We start from the raw sequence: 989 nt of genomic DNA on the forward strand, positions 1-989 counted from the left end.
GCGGGCGAGGAAGCCGTCCTCGATCTTGATGAGCCACTCGCCGTTGTAGATACCACCGCCGAAGCGGTTGGCGGTGTTGTCGACGATCTTGCTGTCGGCGATCGTGGCGCTGGCGTGCTCCTTGGCGTTCGGGTAGCCCCAGTGCTTGCCGCCGGTGACCACGACACCGCCGCCGTCGCCGTCGGCGTGGTTCTTGGCGACGTGCACCTTGTCCAGGTCGAGGTCCGTGTTCTCGGCGTAGACGCCGCCACCGTTCTCGCAGGCGGTGTTGCCCGTGATCGCGGTGAAGGACACCGTGACGGTGCCGCCGCTGCTGAACAGGCCGCCACCGTTCTTGCCGGCGCGGTTGTCCGACAGGCTCGACTTCACGCCGTCCTTGCCGTGGTCGGAACCGTAGATCTCGACGGTGCCGGCCTCGTGGTGCTTGCCCTTCTTGTCGTAGCCCTTCGGCGCGGCGGAGGCCGCCGGGCCGTGCCCGCCGGACAGGCCGCTGCCGTTGGCGATGCCGCCGCCGTTGCCGCCGGCGGTGTTGTCGTCGACGTGGGTCTCCTCGACCTTGAGGGTGCCCTCGTTGTAGACGCCGCCGCCGTCGCCCTGGGCGTGGTTGTCGACGACCTTGCTCTCCTTGAGCCAGGTGCGGCCGTAGTTGGCGATGGCGCCGCCGTCGCCCTCGGCGTTGTTGTCGACCAGCTTGACGTTGTCCAGGTAGGCGCTGCCGCCACGCTCGACGAGCAGTGCGCCGCCGTCACCCTCGACGCGCTTGTCGTCCTCCTTGCCGCCGTTCATGCCGCCGTCGGCGACCGGCGCGGCAGCGGCGGCAGTGGTCGCCGCGGCCGGAGCCGCGACAGCCGGGGCCGCGGCCGGAGCCGCGACAGCCGGGGCGGCAGCCGGAGCGGCGGCCGGCGGCTGGGCGCCGCCCGGGGCCCCCCCCCCCCGGGACTTGGACTCCCTGGCGCTGCCTCCCCTGGCCGGGGGGGCCCTGTGGGGGG

1 pseudogene is annotated in these 989 nt (G+C 72.7%); it reads right to left on the reverse strand.

The window, feature by feature from the left end:
- Window positions 1-786 (reverse strand): annotated as a pseudogene (locus V6U82_RS31495) (hypothetical protein); the annotation flags it as partial.
- Window positions 787-989 lie beyond the last annotated feature (203 nt).

It is taken from the genome of Micromonospora sp. CPCC 205554, from assembly GCF_036902745.1.
Lineage (GTDB): Bacteria > Actinomycetota > Actinomycetes > Mycobacteriales > Micromonosporaceae > Micromonospora > Micromonospora tulbaghiae.